This is a genomic window from Pradoshia sp. Z3_51 (assembly GCF_058215915.1).
This window is the reverse complement of sequence record NZ_JBZAJC010000001.1, coordinates 320993-336205: the sequence shown is the minus strand read 5'-3', so window position 1 is coordinate 336205 and position 15213 is coordinate 320993. Positions and strand designations below refer to the sequence as shown.

At 36.9% G+C, this 15213-nt stretch carries 12 protein-coding genes and 1 pseudogene; 11 read left to right on the top strand and 2 right to left on the bottom strand.

Going from position 1 to position 15213, the window contains the following annotated elements; translation table 11 throughout:
- The 11 genes and pseudogenes from AC4BHA_RS01515 to AC4BHA_RS01465 all read left to right on the top strand — a co-directional run bounded on the left by AC4BHA_RS01515 (position 1) and on the right by AC4BHA_RS01465 (position 13491).
- Positions 1-1290 (top strand): acetyl-CoA hydrolase/transferase family protein, encoded by a 1290-nt coding sequence (locus AC4BHA_RS01515; RefSeq protein ID WP_490558039.1) that lies wholly within the window; start codon positions 1-3, stop codon positions 1288-1290.
- Positions 1291-1326: 36 nt separating this feature from the next.
- The gene (locus tag AC4BHA_RS01510) at positions 1327-2505 is read left to right on the top strand and encodes an acyl-CoA dehydrogenase family protein (RefSeq protein WP_373925476.1); all 1179 of its coding nucleotides are present in this window, start codon (positions 1327-1329) and stop codon (positions 2503-2505) included.
- Positions 2506-2551: 46 nt separating this feature from the next.
- Positions 2552-3724: an acyl-CoA dehydrogenase family protein gene (locus AC4BHA_RS01505; RefSeq protein ID WP_139891871.1), complete on the top strand. Its 1173-nt coding sequence runs from the start codon at positions 2552-2554 to the stop codon at positions 3722-3724.
- A gap of 184 nt (positions 3725-3908) precedes the next feature.
- Positions 3909-4480 (top strand): annotated as a pseudogene (locus AC4BHA_RS01500) (nucleotidyltransferase family protein).
- Between the two features lie 408 nt (positions 4481-4888).
- The gene (locus AC4BHA_RS01495; protein ID WP_375138406.1) at positions 4889-5956 is read left to right on the top strand and encodes a GntR family transcriptional regulator; all 1068 of its coding nucleotides are present in this window, start codon (positions 4889-4891) and stop codon (positions 5954-5956) included.
- 221 nt (positions 5957-6177) lie between these two features.
- On the top strand, positions 6178-7257 hold the full coding sequence (gene chvE / locus AC4BHA_RS01490; RefSeq protein ID WP_066103512.1) for a multiple monosaccharide ABC transporter substrate-binding protein: 1080 nt from the start codon (positions 6178-6180) through the stop codon (positions 7255-7257).
- Between the two features lie 107 nt (positions 7258-7364).
- On the top strand, positions 7365-8444 hold the full coding sequence (gene chvE / locus AC4BHA_RS01485) for a multiple monosaccharide ABC transporter substrate-binding protein (RefSeq protein ID WP_066103515.1): 1080 nt from the start codon (positions 7365-7367) through the stop codon (positions 8442-8444).
- An 80-nt stretch (positions 8445-8524) separates the two neighbouring features.
- Positions 8525-10060 (top strand): multiple monosaccharide ABC transporter ATP-binding protein, encoded by a 1536-nt coding sequence (gene mmsA / locus AC4BHA_RS01480; protein WP_490558038.1) that lies wholly within the window; start codon positions 8525-8527, stop codon positions 10058-10060.
- Positions 10057-11220 carry a multiple monosaccharide ABC transporter permease gene (gene mmsB, locus AC4BHA_RS01475; RefSeq protein WP_066103520.1) on the top strand — a complete coding sequence of 388 codons (1164 nt, stop codon included), beginning with the start codon at positions 10057-10059 and terminating at the stop codon, positions 11218-11220. Before mmsA ends, mmsB begins: the two co-directional genes overlap by 4 nt.
- A 31-nt stretch (positions 11221-11251) precedes the next feature.
- Complete coding sequence (locus AC4BHA_RS01470; protein ID WP_490558037.1) at positions 11252-12235, top strand: aldo/keto reductase; 984 nt, start codon at positions 11252-11254, stop codon at positions 12233-12235.
- A gap of 215 nt (positions 12236-12450) precedes the next feature.
- Positions 12451-13491 carry an aldose epimerase family protein gene (locus AC4BHA_RS01465; protein ID WP_139891872.1) on the top strand — a complete coding sequence of 347 codons (1041 nt, stop codon included), beginning with the start codon at positions 12451-12453 and terminating at the stop codon, positions 13489-13491.
- 82 nt (positions 13492-13573) lie between these two features.
- On the opposite strand, the gene AC4BHA_RS01460 is transcribed toward AC4BHA_RS01465, so the two are convergent.
- The gene (locus AC4BHA_RS01460) at positions 13574-13966 is read right to left on the bottom strand and encodes a DUF1648 domain-containing protein (RefSeq protein ID WP_066103528.1); all 393 of its coding nucleotides are present in this window, start codon (positions 13964-13966) and stop codon (positions 13574-13576) included.
- A 184-nt stretch (positions 13967-14150) separates the two neighbouring features.
- Complete coding sequence (locus AC4BHA_RS01455) at positions 14151-15074, bottom strand: NAD(P)/FAD-dependent oxidoreductase (protein ID WP_490558036.1); 924 nt, start codon at positions 15072-15074, stop codon at positions 14151-14153.
- Positions 15075-15213 lie beyond the last annotated feature (139 nt).

Here is a 15213-nt window from a genome sequence, read left to right as displayed (position 1 = left end):
ATGCAAGAGAAGAAAGAGTTGGATTTGGATCTTTACCGTTCACGTATCGTCACTGCAGAAAAAGCAATCTCTCTTATAGACTCCTCTCACAATGTCTTTTTGGCACCTTTTTGTAATGAACCGCAACAGCTGGTAAAGGAACTTATTCGGCAAAAGGAACGGTTTCATTTATTAAATTTATACACTTGTATTGTTGGAAGTCCCTGCTTGTATGCTGAATCGGAGGGGAATCCTCATTTTTTTATCAGGACATTCCTTGGATCTTCATTATTAAAGGGAGTTTTTCATGCAGGAAATGGTGATTACATACCTTTGAATTTATCCGAGTTACCGGTATGGGTGGAAACAAATAAAATTGATTTTGCCATGATTCAGGTTACTCCTCCCAATCAAAATGGTTATTGTAATCTGGGAATCTCAGTCGATATTATCCATTCACTTAGTAAACATGCTGGTAAAGTCATTGCTCAGGTCAATAGCAATCTTCCCAGGACATTTGGGGATTCAGAAATTCATGTATCAGAGATTGATTATTTTGTTGAATCAAATGATAGTTTATTGACGATTTCATCTGGAATTCCAAACAAAATAGAAGAGGCAATCGGTAAAAATGTTGCACAATTAATCCCTGATTATGCAACGATTCAAGTTGGGATAGGTAGAATTGCAGATGCCGTTCTTTTGGCCCTTAAGGAAAAGAAGGGATTGGGTGTTCATTCCGGTACTATAACAGACGGTGTCATGGAAATGATGAAGCGAGGAGTTATTACTAATGAAAGAAAAGAAGTGATGACTGGTAAAACGGTTTGTACCACTTTAACTGGAAGTCAGCAGTTATATAGCTTCGCCAACCTCAATAAGGATATTTGCTTATACCCAGCAGATTTTACACATAATAGCTTACAAATTTCAAAGATTACGGATTTCTATTCAATTAACTCAGCTTTGGAAGTCGATTTGACAGGACAAATAAATGCTGAGCAAATTGGCAATTATCCATTAGCTGGAGTTGGCGGCCAAATGGATTTTATTCGTGGGGCCAGATTTTCAAAAGGTGGAAAAGCTATTATTGCCCTTCCAGCGACTGCAATGGGAGGTACTAGGTCGAGAATAAAAAATACTGTATCTTCTGTTACATCCTTAAAATCAGAGATTGATTATATTGTGACAGAGTACGGAATTGCTTCCTTGTTTGGCAAATCACTTAAAGAACGAAGACAGCAAATGCTGAACATCGTACACCCGAATTTCAGAGAAAGTTTAAGTGCTAATCTTACATCACAGTTGTAGCAATAATCTTTTTTACATGGAGGGGTTTAGGTGTCAATCAAGGTGAAACAGGATCAGATAAAAAGGGCAAGACGGCCATTTTTTACTGATGAACATGAAATGTTCAGGAAATCACTCGTGAGTTTTTTACAAAAAGAAGCTGTTCCCTATTTTGAAACATGGGAAGAGGAGAGATTGATCCCTCGATCCTTTTGGGAGAAGATGGGTGAACAAGGTTTTATTTGCCCGTGGGTCAGTGTGGAGTATGGCGGAATGGGTACTGATTTTGGCTTTGCTATTATTTTAAGTGAAGAATTAGCAAAAATAGGAGCTGGTTTGACGGGCATAGGAACTCACAGCAATATCATTGTTCCTTATTTACATACATTTGGCAATGAGGAACAAAAGCATAGATTTTTGAAAAAATGCGTTAAAGGGGAACTGATTACTTCGATTGCAATGACAGAACCAGGGGCTGGATCAGATTTGGCAAGCATCCAAACGACGGCTATCCGTAAAGGTAATCAGTATATATTAAATGGTCAGAAAACATTTATTACAAATGGAATCCATTCTGATTTGATAATTGTTGCCTGTAAAACGGATCCAAAAGCTGAACCAAGACATAAAGGAATCAGTCTTATATTAGTTGAACGAGATACCCCAGGGTTTACGCGTGGGAGGAAGTTAAATAAGGTGGGAATGCACAGTCAGGATACGAGTGGGCTAATATTTGAAGATTGTATAGTGCCAGTCTCAAATCGATTAGGAGAAGAAGGAAAAGGCTTCCGCTATATGATGATGAATCTTCAGGAGGAACGGCTCTTATGCGCAACAAATGCGGTCGTAGCTGCTGAAGATATGCTTCAATTAACCATACAATATGTAAAAGAGAGAGATGCCTTTGGAAAGCCAATCAGCCAATTTCAGAACACTCAATTTACGCTGGCCGAAATTGCTACAGAAATAAAGTTTGGTCGGACTTTTGTCGATGATTTAATCAAAAAACATATTGATGGAAAAGAAATTGTGAAGGAAGTAAGTATGGCTAAATGGTGGACGACAGAGATGGCAAAACGTGTCTCCACCCAATGTATGCAGCTTCATGGCGGTTATGGCTATATGGAGGAATACAAAATTGCCAGACGGTATAGAGATATACCAGTCACATCCATTTTTGCAGGCTCGAATGAAATTATGAAGGTCATTATCTCTAAACAATTGGGACTCACTTGAAAGCTGGATAGATCAAATTAAAAAGAAGAGAAGGGAGAGAACGAGTTTGGACTTTACCTTATCAGATGAAACGATAAAAATGAAAAAGATGATCAAACATTTCATTGATGAAACGGTCGATCCGAAAGCAGACTTAATCGAGAAAAATGATCATATACCTGAGGACATCATGCAGCTAAGCAGGGACATGGGTCTATTTGGTTTGAGTATTCCGGAAGGATATGGCGGACTTGGCCTCGATATGGTTGGAAAATGTGCCATATATGAGGAGCTTGGCCGTACGCATAATGGCTATACGACCATCATTGGAGCACATACCGGTATTGGCTCTGTTGGGGTTGTTGAGATGGGAAATGATAGACAGAAGCAAAAATATTTACCCAAAATGGCAACTGGAGAATTAATTGGTGCATTTGCTTTAACAGAGCCTGAAGCTGGTTCAAATGCTGCTGCGATTAGAACGAGAGCCGTTCGAAAAGGAGACAGCTATCTTCTAAATGGGTCCAAGCACTATATAACAAATGCATCAATTGCCGGTTTATTTACCGTGATGGCTGTGACCAATCCGGCTGCAGGTCCTAAAGGAATTACTTCCTTTTTGATTGAAAAGGGTACAAAAGGAATGATTATTGGGAAAAAGGAAGAAAAAATGGGCTTGAGAGGCTCTCATTCTTTCGAAATCTTTTTTGAAGACTGCGAGGTTCCGGCAGATCATATTCTGGGGCAAGAAGGAATGGGATATGTGAATGCTCTAAAGATTCTAGCTAATGGCCGCGTAGGTCTGGCCGCTAGGAATCTTGGATCCTGTCAAAAATTATTGGAATTATCGGTCCAATATGCATTTGAACGGCACCAATTCGGAAAGCCGATTTTTGAACAGCAAATCATCCAGCACTATTTGGCTGATATGGCCTTGGACATTGAATCGCTCCGTGCATTAACCTATAAGGTTGCCTGGATGGTAGACCAAGGAAAGAATGTTGTTAAAGAAGCGGCTATGTCTAAATTGCTAGGTTCAGAAATATTTAATCGAGTAGCTGATAAAGCCGTTCAGATTCATGGAGGCCTAGGATATATGAAAGGATATCCAATCGAGCGATTTTATCGTGATGCAAGAATCACCAAAATTTATGAAGGTACTTCAGAAATCCAGAAAAATATCATTGCTGCTCAAATAAAGAAAGATTTCTATAATCATTCACAAATGATGTATACATAATTCTTATTAAGACAGACAGGCATTGATATCAAAATAAAAATGGGCAGGATTCCAACGGATGAGTGGAATCTATTTTTTTGCTTTGAGGTGTTTTTTTAAAAGCATAAAATATTACGGCATACTGATTATATTTTTTGTTAAAATTGGAATATATGTTCGATTGTGGAAGGTGGGTGGTTTTAAGATGTTAAAGAATGAAGCAGATGTTATTAGGTTAATTCAAAACGATGAAAAAATGATGGAGATTATAAAGGCTGTAAGCACATTAAATTTACCTGACTGGTGGATATGTGCAGGATTTATACGTTCAAAGATTTGGGATGCTTTGCACGGATTTAAAGATCGTACTGAAACACCGGATGTTGATGTTATCTATTTTGATAAATCAATAATTAATGAGGATATGGAAAAAGAATTTGAGATAAATTGATTAGTATTATGCCTAATATACCTTGGTCTGTGAAAAATGAGGCTAGAATGCATACGATTAATAACTTTTCTCCATATACTTCTTCGCAAGATGCCATATCAAAATTCCCAGAAACAGCGACAGCTCTAGGGATAAAGTTAGATCATGAGAATAAATTAATCCTTATTGCTCCATATGGATTAGATGATGTCATAAATTTAGAGGTTAAGCCAACTCCCCATTTTCGTGAGTCAAAAGAACTGGCTGTTATTTATAAGGACCGAATTTCAAAAAAGAATTGGAAGTCTATTTGGCATAAAATTGAAGTTCGCGATATATCTGATTAAGAATGATAGACTCTCATTTACGTTCCCTCTTTTTAATAGTATCTCTATAAAATCTATCATTTTGATATTTTACCGTTTATTAATCTCCTCTTTTTTTTGAAATGTAAAATTCACAAACCATCCTGATCATTTCACATCGACTCTCCACTGTCCTATCGGCTGACCGAATTATTGTTATGGAAAATGGAAAAGTAATTGAGACAGGTACACATAGGGAACTGTTTGAGAATAAACATGGGGTATATTCAAGGTTATTTAGCAGGGAAGCTGAAATGGGCAATCAAACTGTAACTATATAACTCTACAGAATCGTAAGAATTGGATGACTCACGCCTCTAACATGTACTTACAAGTTATGGTAAACTATTCATGATTCGCGTTTGTTCATAGTGAGGGGTGATTCATATAATGAAAAAATACGAACAAGTAAAGATGGAGATTAAGAAGCTCATCGAAGAAGGCGATTATATACCCGATCAGCGTATAAGTTCTGAATATAGTTTAACTCAGCAATTTGGAGTTAGCAGACATACAGTGCGTAAAGCAATTAATGATCTTGTAAATGAAGGCTGGTTGTATACAGAGCAAGGTTCAGGCACCTTTTGTGCTGACCGGAACACAAATCAACCATCTGAAAAAACAATTGCTCTTTTGACTACATATATATCCAATTACATCTTCCCCTCCATCATTAATGGAGTTGAGTCCTATCTAAGCAGTAAAGGATATACTCTGCTCCTTTATAGTACAAATAATGATTTAAATAAAGAAAAGTTGTGTTTGGAGAATATTTCAAACAGGGGGATTGCCGGTTTAATTGTAGAACCGACTAAAAGTAATTATTATAATCCGAACCTGAAATATTATTTAAATTTAGAGAGGAAAAAAATACCATATTTAATGATTAATGCTTATTATCCAGAGCTACACCCTTATAGATTAACGGTAGATGATGAATTAGGCGCTTATATGGCAACAGAACATTTGATTAAATTGGGGCATGGACGCATTGCTGGTATTTTTAAAACGGATGACCAGCAAGGTGTTAAGAGGATGCAGGGATTTATCAAAGCGCATAGGGAGTATAGCATCCCCATCTTACCCAATATGATCCTACCTTGTACAACAATAGAAAAAGATAAAGTACTGAATGAAGAATTTAGGAAACTACTAAATTCTGAACAAAGACCTACAGGGCTTTTCTGTTATAACGATGAAATAGCTTTGTCTGCTCTTGATGTTATTAGGGAATATGGAATTAGTGTACCTGATGATCTATCCATTGTAGGGTTCGATGACTCAAATTTAGCGACTGCATCTGAAGTGAAATTAACGACCATCAGACATCCACAATTTGAAATGGGTAGACAAGCTGCAGAAACAATTATCCAGCTGATTGAAAATAAAGTAGATGGAGATCCTTCAATCCGTTATAAACCAGAGTTAATATTACGAAATTCAACGAGAAAATTATAGGAATTTCTTTTTAAAAACCCACCAAAATGGGTTTTTTATTTTGTTCACAAATGGTTGTAAAAAATATGCAAAGGAGAATAATTTATGTAGCGTACTTGTACTAACAAGTAGTATGATATTAATGTAAGCGCATGCATTATTTTGAAAGGTTTCTATATTCATAATGTTTTGGGAATAAATTGAATGAGAGCCTTATTTTACAAAAGGGAGTGGTTAATAACATGAGGAAGTTTGTTACTGCAATGATGATGTTTGTACTGGTATTTACCTTAGCGGCATGTGGCAGCGATGAAAAATCCAGTGGGGAAGAAAAAGGGTTTGTTGGAATTGCCATGCCAACAAAGTCATCGGAGCGCTGGGTATTTGATGGAGAAAATATGGTCAAGGAATTTGAAAAGTTAGGCTACAAGACAGATCTGCAATATGGCGAAGACGTTATTGAAAATCAAATTGCCCAAATTGAAAACATGATTACTAAAGAAGTAGACATTTTAGTAGTTGCCTCTATTGATGGGGAATCATTAACAGAAGTCCTTCAAAAAGCGGCTGATCAAGATATTAAAGTTATTTCCTATGACCGATTAATCAAAGGGACAGATAATGTGAGTTATTATGCCACATTTGATAACTTTAAGGTTGGTGTTCTACAAGCCTCCTACATTGAAGACAAGCTAGGACTTAAGGACGGCAAAGGACCTTTTAATATTGAGTTGTTTGGCGGGTCTCCAGATGATAACAATGCATACTTTTTCTATGATGGTGCAATGTCTGTCTTAAAGCCATACATAGACTCAGGGAAATTGGTTGTTAAAAGCAAACAAACAGATATGAAGCAAATTGCTACTTTGCGTTGGGATGGCGCAACTGCACAATCTCGTATGGACAACTTGCTAAGTTCACAATATTCAACTGATCGTGTAGATGCCGTTTTATCTCCATTTGATGGAATCAGTATCGGTATTATTTCTTCTCTTAAAGGGGTTGGTTATGGAACTGGAAGTAAACCATTACCAATAATTACTGGACAGGATGCTGAGTTGGCATCAGTAAAATCTATTATTGCCGGTGAGCAAACCTCAACCATCTTTAAAGATACGAGAGCATTAGCTAAAAAAGCAGTGGAGATGGCTGATGCAGTTCTAAAAGGTAAGGAAGCGGAAGTAAATGATACTGAAACATATGACAATGGAAATAAGGTTGTACCTTCTTATCTATTGGAACCGGTTTCAGTTGATAAAGAGAACTACAAAGAAATTTTAGTAGATAGCGGATATTACACAGAAGAAGAATTAAGCAAATAAAAGAAATAGTGGGTCTCGTTTTTTTCAAAGGTTTCTATATTCCAAGCTTTATGGGGCTAGCATAAATTAGAAACCTTTATTTTTATCAAAAGGGAGAGGTTCAAAACATGAGAAAATTTGTTACTGCAATGATGATGTTTGCACTGGTACTTACCTTAGCAGCATGTGGCAGCGATGAAAAATCCAGCGGTGATGAAAAAGGGTTTGTTGGAATCGCTATGCCGACAAAGTCATCAGAGCGTTGGGTATTTGATGGAGAAAATATGGTCGAAGAGTTTGAAAAGCTAGGCTACAAAACAGATCTTCAATATGGCGAAGATGTCATTGAAAATCAAATTGCCCAAATTGAAAATATGATTACTAAAGGAGTAGATATTTTAGTAGTCGCCTCTATTGATGGGGAATCATTGACAGAAGTTCTTCAAAAAGCAGCTGACCAGGATATTAAGGTTATATCCTATGACCGCTTAATTAAAGGGACAGATAATGTGAGTTATTATGCCACATTTGATAACTACAAAGTTGGTGTTTTACAAGGCTCTTATATTGAAGAAAAACTTGGTCTTAAGGACGGCAAAGGACCATTTAATATTGAATTGTTTGGCGGATCTCCAGACGATAACAACGCATACTTTTTCTATGATGGTGCAATGTCTGTTCTAAAACCATACATAGATTCTGGGAAATTGGTTGTTAAAAGTAAACAAACAGATATGAAGCAAATTGCTACTTTACGCTGGGATGGCGCAACAGCGCAAACTCGTATGGACAACTTACTAAGTTCACAATATTCATCTGATCGTGTAGATGCAGTCTTATCGCCAAATGATGCATTAGCTATTGGTATTATTTCTTCTTTAAAAGGGGTTGGTTATGGATCGGATAGCAAACCATTACCGATTATTACCGGACAAGATGCTGATTTGGCATCAGTAAAATCAATCATTGCCGGTGAACAAACCTCTTCCATCTTTAAAGATACGAGAGCATTGGCTAAAAAAGCAGTTGAAATGACAGATGCAGTTCTAAAAGGCAAGGAAGCAGAAGTAAATGACACTGAAACATATGACAATGGAAACAAGGTTGTACCATCTTATCTTTTAGAACCAGTAATAGTAGATAAAGAAAATTATAAAGAAATTTTAGTCGATAGCGGATATTACACAGAAGAAGAGCTAAGCAATTAACAGAATGTATGGCGGATGCTGTTTGATTGTAATGTAAACGGTTAAACAGCATCTAAATTTATACAGTTGAGGTGAATGGCGTGTCATCAATTTTATTAGAAATGAAAAATATCACGAAGACATTCCCTGGGGTAAAAGCTCTTGACCATGTGAATTTAAAAATTAAAGAAGGCGAAATCCACGCCCTTTGCGGAGAAAATGGAGCTGGTAAATCTACTTTAATGAAAGTATTGAGTGGAGTGTACCCACATGGCACTTATTCAGGAGATATCTTATTTAATGGAGAAGTGTGTGAATTTAAAAATATTAAGCAAAGTGAAAATCTAGGCATTGTAATTATCCATCAAGAATTGGCTTTAATCCCTTATCTATCTATCTCTGAAAATATATTTATAGGCAATGAACAAACAAAACATGGAATCATAAATTTTAATGAAACAATTGTAAAAACATTAGACTTACTGAAAATTGTTGGGTTAAATGAATCACCGAATACACCGGTTAATCAACTGGGTGTAGGAAAGCAACAATTAGTTGAAATAGCAAAGGCATTATCCAAGAAAGTGAAATTACTTATATTAGATGAACCAACTGCAGCTTTAAATGAGAATGATAGTGAAAATCTCTTAAATTTAATGCTTGAATTTAAGAAACAAGGAATGACCTCCATAATAATCTCTCATAAATTAAATGAGATTGCAAAGGTGGCCGATTCGATAACCATCCTTCGTGATGGTAAAACTATCGAAACTCTTGATATGAAAAAAGGTGTTACGGAGGACCGAATCATTAAGGGGATGGTAGGACGTGACTTAACGAATCGGTATCCTGAACACACACCAAATATCGGAGAAACCATATTAGAAGTGAAAAACTGGACGGTTCAGGATGAAAACAATTCCGATCGTAACGTGGTTGATGATGTAAGTTTCCAAATAAAAAGCGGTGAAATTATTGGCATAGCCGGATTAATGGGAGCTGGGAGAACCGAGCTGGCGATGAGTTTGTTTGGAAAGGCTTATGGTAAAAAAATCTCAGGCCAAATAATTAAAAAGGGAAAAGAACTGAAGCTGAAAAATATTACACAAGCAATCGATAATGGCATTGCTTACGTAACTGAAGACCGTAAATCATATGGACTTGTATTGGAAGAAGATATTAAAACGAATATCACATTGGCAAATCTGGGTAAAATATCTCAAAAACTAGTTGTAAATGATAATCAGGAAATTATTGAAGCAGAGCAATATCGCAAAAAAATGAATATAAAGAGCCCAAGTATCTTACAAAAAGCAATGAATCTAAGTGGAGGAAATCAACAAAAAGTCGTGTTAAGCAAGTGGATTTTTGCTGAACCGGAAATCTTGATTTTGGATGAACCAACACGTGGGATTGACGTTGGGGCAAAGTATGAAATTTATTCTATTATTAATGAATTGGCCGACAAAGGAATGGGAGTATTGGTCATTTCATCAGAACTGCCTGAGATATTAGGAATATGCGACAGAATTTATGTCATGCGTGAGGGCACATTTACCGCAGAATTTGACCGGAATCAAGCTTCACAAGAAAAAATTATGAAATACATGACCAGAACAGGGGTGGAACAGCTGTGAAAACACTGACTAGTTTATTGAAAAATAATATAAGACAGTATGGAATGGTATTGGCTCTGATCTTTATCATGGTGCTATTTCAAGTATTAACGGATGGCATATTACTAAAACCTCTTAATATTACAAATCTTATTCTGCAAAATAGTTATATTCTTGTTTTAGCAATCGGGATGTTGTTGGTCATTATATTGGGGCATATCGATCTTTCCGTTGGTTCGATTGTAGCCTTTGTTGGAGCTATGTCAGCGATATTTATGATTGAAATGAACATGCCGGTTTGGTTATCTGTCATTCTTTGTCTTATTATAGGAGCTTTAATAGGAGCTTGGCATGGATTTTGGGTTGCATTCCTTAAAATCCCAGCATTTATCGTTACACTCGCAGGGATGCTGATTTTCCGCGGACTTACTATGCTTGTTCTCAATGGGCAATCCATTGCTCCGTTTCCTGAGTCCTTCCGCCAAATGAGTACAGGGTTTATACCGGGGCTGAATAAAACAGGAGAATTAGATTTACTGACTATGATTGTCGGAGTTTTAATCTCTCTCGTACTATTATGGAGTGAATTTAGAAAGCGTAAAAAACAACAGTCTTACAATTTTGAAGTACTTCCAATGTGGTTATTTGCTTTAAAACTGGTATTTATAGTAGCAGTAATGAATATATTTGCTTATTTCCTAGCTTCATATGAAGGTATTCCTAATATTTTGGTGATTTTAGTTGTATTAATTGTTGCTTACTCATTCTTTACAAATAAAACAGTCCCTGGTCGACATTTATATGCGCTTGGCGGTAATGAAAAAGCAGCAAAATTATCAGGTATTAAAACAAAATGGCTTACCTTCTGGGTATTTGTAAACATGGGTGTATTATCTGCCTTATCAGGATTATTATTTGCAGCTCGGTTGAATGCAGCAACTCCTAAAGCGGGTAACTCTTTTGAATTGGATGCGATCGCTGCGGTCTTTATTGGCGGGGCATCCGCATATGGCGGTATAGGGACTGTTATAGGCGCTGTCGTTGGTGGTTTGGTAATGGGTGTATTAAACAATGGTATGTCGTTAATTGGCTTAGGCGTGGATTATCAACAGACAATTAAAGGACTGGTATTGTTGCTAGCTGTAGGGTTTGACGTGTATAATAAAAATAAATCATCGTAAGTTTATTTTAACAAAAAGAGGTGTTTGGAAAGTGAATTATCGCAGACTTGGTAATACCGATTTATCTGTAAGTGAGATTAGTTTTGGGACATGGGGAATTGGCGGTGATTGGGGAAAGGCTGATACCCAGGATGCTCTTCTTGGTTTAAATCGCGCTATGGAGAATGGAGTTAACTTCTTTGATACGGCGGATGTATACGGAAGTGGTAGAAGCGAAGAACTGTTAAGGGAAGCGACGAAAGGCAAAGAGGATACGATCCATATTGCTACGAAATTTTGTCGAGCCGGTGATATTCATGATCCAGATACATATTCGGAAGAGGCAATTCGGGCATATTGTGAGGGCAGTCTCAAAAGGCTTGGCCGCGAACGGATTGACCTATATCAAATTCATTGTCCGCCCTTACATATTTTAAAGAATACGGATGTATTTACTGTGCTGGATAAGCTTCAGCAGGAAGGGAAAATTCGCCATTATGGCGTGAGCGTAGAGACTGTTGAAGAAGGTTTATTCTGTCTTACCATTCCAGGTGTCAGAGCATTACAGGTCATTTTCAATATATTCCGGCAAAAACCGCTTGAAGAACTCTTCCCGACAGCTAAAAAACAGGGGGTTGGTATATTAGCCCGCGTACCACTGGCCAGTGGTTTGCTAACAGGAAAATTCAGCACCCAAACAAAATTTGAAGAAAATGATCACCGTAGCTTTAATGCAAATGGAGAAAAATTTAATGTTGGTGAAACATTTGCAGGACTTGAGTTTTCAAAAGGAGTTGAGCTTAGCAATCAGCTTTCCTGGATTGCGGATGGAAGAGGTACCATGGCTAATTCAGCTTTACGATGGATTCTGGACCATGAAGAAATTACATGTGCAATACCTGGTTTTAAAAGTGCGCAACAAGTTGACCAAAATTTAAAGGCGATTCAAACTAAATCCTTTTCAAAAGAAGAGTTAGATAGGCTGCAAACGTTTTATATGAATGAAGTACATGATTATATTCGCGGACCTTATTAATGCCAGTTAAACGGGAGATTGAAACGATTAATAGATAATCAATAAAAAAGGAGCAGGTATTAGAGATTTATATATTTTCTAATGCCTGTTTATTTGCACAATTTATATCTTCTTAAATAGACTAATAATAGCGTTTTCAATCACGTTTGTTGTGAAGGAATACATACAAAATATAAAATTAGGTTACACCTCTATATGATAAGGAGAGAAAGTACATGCAAATTGAACAGAAGGTATTTGGTGAAATTGAGAATCAGGAAGTTGTGCAATTTTCAATTACTAATAAATCAGGATTTACCGTTCGTTTTATAAATTATGGTTGTGTGATTACAGATATTATTGCTCCTGACCGTGAGGGAAATATGGAGAATGTCGTATTGGGGTTTGATTGTATGGAAGATTACGAGAATCATTCACCTTATTTTGGAGCGGTTGTCGGCAGAATTGCAGGACGAATCGCAAATAGTCAGTTCACTCTTAACGGGAAGTCCTACCAGATCACTAAAAACGAGGGGGATAACCACCTGCATGGAGGGGTTAAGGGGTTTAGCCATGTTCTTTGGGATTATAAAGTAGTAGAAGAAAAGGATGCTGTTGGGGTTGAATTCAGCTATACAAGTAAAGCAGGAGAAGAAGGATTCCCTGGCAAGGTAGAGGTTACAACGACTTATTTAGTAAATGAAAACAATCAGCTTGATATTCGCTATAAAGCTACCACCGATGAAGATACGATCATCAATTTAACGAATCATACATATTTTAATTTAAGTGGTGACTTGAGCAAAACAATCAAAAATCACGAATTACAGCTCGAAAGCAGTCGATATATTGAGCTTAAGGAAGATTCTATTCCGACTGGTCGATTAATTCCTGTCGAGGGAACACCGTTTGATTTTACGAATAGCAAGCCGATTTCTCAAGGTGTCGATAGTGGCTACAAACAAAATGAGTTAGCAGGCAATGGCTTTGACCATCCGTTCGTTTTGGATTCCAATTTTAATAGAGAAATAGAATTATACGATCCTGAGAGTGGACGTAAATTATTAGTGGAAACGGACCAACCAGCCGTTGTTATTTATACTTGCAATCAATCGGAAGGGGATTATGAAATCAGGGGTGTCCGTCCGCATCATCATATGGCTATATGTTTGGAAACACAGGGATTCCCAGATGCTATTAACCAACCTGATTTCCCTCCGGTCACACTTAAAAAAGATGATGTATATCAAGCGCATACGAGATATATTTTTAAATAAGGCTATGTTTAAAGAGAGTGATGCTTTTAATGGATTAGACGAGGACCTTTAAGATTGGGTCCTCTTTTTGTGTCTCTGCTTATTACAAAACCGATAGGATAATTCTCCAGTTAGCTATGACAAAACAAATTACAATGCCATTTTTAATTGCATTTACGAGAATTCTATTGTATTTTAACTCTTTCGATTTATCGTCATTTCGATACAAAGGTAGGTTAATATTATGCGGATCCTTTTCAATGAAATTGAATACAAACCAAATTAATAATCCGAAGAACGGAAGAGCTAAAATGCTTTTTTTCTCCCCCCAATGTGAAACATGACCGTTCGAATCGAATGTCATAGGAATACTATTGGGTATATCTGACCATCTAATCATTATGTATACAAAAATGATTATAAGTAGGATTAAAGATACTATATTAAAACTAAATTCAAATAATGTTTTTTTGTTTTCGATGGGATGCTTGACCATTTACGCCCTCCTTTTAAAATAGATAACCTAATTTTACCATATAACCAAATAAACGTAATGCAACTATACGAGAATCCTACAAAGTACTGAAAACTTTGGCAACCATTATCTTTAAATAAACAAAACAAAGAGAGAGCGGGGTTTAATATCCGCTCTCTCTTTCTAAAATAACCAATATACTGGTCTACAACAATCCTTTTCGTTTGTATTCCATTAATCGCTTATTGATCCAAATGGCCGCCTGTGTCGCATCCCCCATGGCAATCGTGGCCTGTTCGGAGTGCGATACAATATCTCCCGCTGCCCATACATTTTTAACATTGGTTTCTTTTGTTCGTGCATCCACTTTAATATGTCTGTTATTCTCTATATGAACACCAATTTGACTGGCCAATTCTGTATGAACTTTATTGCCGCCAAAGCCGATAAAAGCTCGATCAGCTTGCAGGGATTCACCATTTTTTAAATGGACGCCTGTAAAAAAGTCCTCTGATTCTTTTGACACAGATTCTATTTCCTCTTCTAAGTACGTAATATGATGTTGGTTAAGTTTAGATAGAATGTCCGCTGAGACAGGTGTTTTCTCATGATTGATATAGGTTATAACATCCGTCCAATTTAATAAAGATACTGCAAGATTGGCACCTGGATCACCAGCACCCATCACAATAATTTTTTTATCCATCGCTTCGTAGCCATCACAATCTGTGCATATATAAATGGTGCTGCCCAAGCACTCTCTTATATTGGGGATATCAGGTATCCGATCGGTAACGCCTGTAGCCAGTAAAATAGTCTTGGTTTGATACGTTTCGTTATAAGTCGTTATCAAAAATTCATCATCTCTTTTAGATATTTGCTTCACATCAGATTTGATGAATGTAACTCCTGTTTCAGATGCTTGCTGCTGTCCTTTTTTTCGTAATTCTTCACCACTGACGCCTTCAGGCCATCCGATGATATTTCGATAATCCTTACATAAATTAGACCGTCCTGCTTCCTTAGAATCAATAACTAAACAATTAATTTGGCTTCTGCCCATTTGTATTGCCGCCTGAGTGCCGGCAATACCTCCACCTATAACAATACATTCCCAAGAATTTCTCATAGTAGTACCATTGCCTCCTGCTTAACGTCATCCCTTAGTATCAGGATGAAATAAGATATTATACCCTTCTATACCCATTCATACTGTATTTTGACAAACAATTGGTCGAAATGTAAAAATTAGATATCCGAATAAGAAT

Bases quoted from the DNA above. Each gene is read 5' to 3' on its own strand.
- AC4BHA_RS01515 (WP_490558039.1), top strand. From the start codon at position 1: ATGCAAGAGAAGAAAGAGTTGGATTTGGATCTTTACCGTTCACGTATC.
- AC4BHA_RS01495 (WP_375138406.1), top strand. From the start codon at position 4,889: ATGAAAAAATACGAACAAGTAAAGATGGAGATTAAGAAGCTCATCGAA.
- chvE (WP_066103512.1), top strand. From the start codon at position 6,178: ATGAGGAAGTTTGTTACTGCAATGATGATGTTTGTACTGGTATTTACC.
- chvE (WP_066103515.1), top strand. From the start codon at position 7,365: ATGAGAAAATTTGTTACTGCAATGATGATGTTTGCACTGGTACTTACC.
- AC4BHA_RS01465 (WP_139891872.1), top strand. From the start codon at position 12,451: ATGCAAATTGAACAGAAGGTATTTGGTGAAATTGAGAATCAGGAAGTT.
- AC4BHA_RS01460 (WP_066103528.1), bottom strand. From the start codon at position 13,966: ATGGTCAAGCATCCCATCGAAAACAAAAAAACATTATTTGAATTTAGT.
- AC4BHA_RS01455 (WP_490558036.1), bottom strand. From the start codon at position 15,074: ATGAGAAATTCTTGGGAATGTATTGTTATAGGTGGAGGTATTGCCGGC.